The organism is Microbacterium sp. K41 (assembly GCF_004794395.1).
Classification (GTDB): Bacteria; Actinomycetota; Actinomycetes; order Actinomycetales; family Microbacteriaceae; genus Microbacterium; species Microbacterium sufflavum.
In genome coordinates, this window is record NZ_SSDO01000009.1 from 1 (window position 1) to 830 (window position 830).

An 830-nucleotide genomic window follows, 5' to 3' on the forward strand; every position below is an offset into this window, starting at 1 on the left:
CCGCCCTCACCGCGGCCGTGCGCCGGGCGGGGATCGCCCCGGTCGAACGGGCGATGCTCACCGGGCTCACCGTGGCGGACGGCACCGTGCGCGGCGTGGAGCTGCTCCACGACGGCCACCCCACCGTGCGGACCGCCGACGCCGTGATCCTCGCGACCGGGGGCGACGGACAGCTGTACGCCCACACCACCAACCCCGCCGGGGTCACGGGCGACGGGATCGCCGTGGCCCTGGCCGCGGGGGCCGCGGTCGCCGACCTGGAGTTCGTGCAGTTCCACCCCACCGTGCTCGCGAGCGGCCCGGCGTTCCTCATCTCGGAGGCCGTGCGCGGCGAAGGGGCGGTGCTGCTCGACGCCGACGGACGGCGGTTCGTCTTCGACAGCCACCCCGACGGCGAGCTGGCGCCGCGGGACGTGGTCGCGCGGGCGATCGCCGCACAGGCCGCGCGACAGGACGTGCCGGTGCGCCTCGACGCCACGATGCTCGGAGCTGCGACCCTCGCGCGCCGCTTCCCCACGATCGACCGTGTCACCCGCGAGCGGGGCTTCGACTGGTCTCGCGAGCCGCTCCCGGTGACCCCGGCCGCGCACTACCTGATGGGCGGCGTCGTGACCGACCTCGACGGACGCACCACGATCCGCGGGCTCTACGCGGTGGGCGAGGTGGCCCGCACCGGGGTGCACGGCGCCAACCGCCTCGCGTCGAACTCCCTCCTGGAGGGTGCGGTGTTCGGCGCACGGGCGGCTGCGGCCCTCGCCGCTCCCTGGCCCACCGGCGTCCACCCCGGCCCCACGACGCCGCGGGCGACCGCGACGCCCGCCCCGGAGCCG

Annotated in this window: 1 protein-coding gene; it reads left to right on the top strand. The window is 77.2% G+C overall.

Annotated features, from left to right (window positions below):
* Nucleotides 1–830 (top strand): FAD-binding protein (locus DW309_RS00055; protein ID WP_136044163.1); only part of this gene is annotated, 830 nt, incomplete at both ends.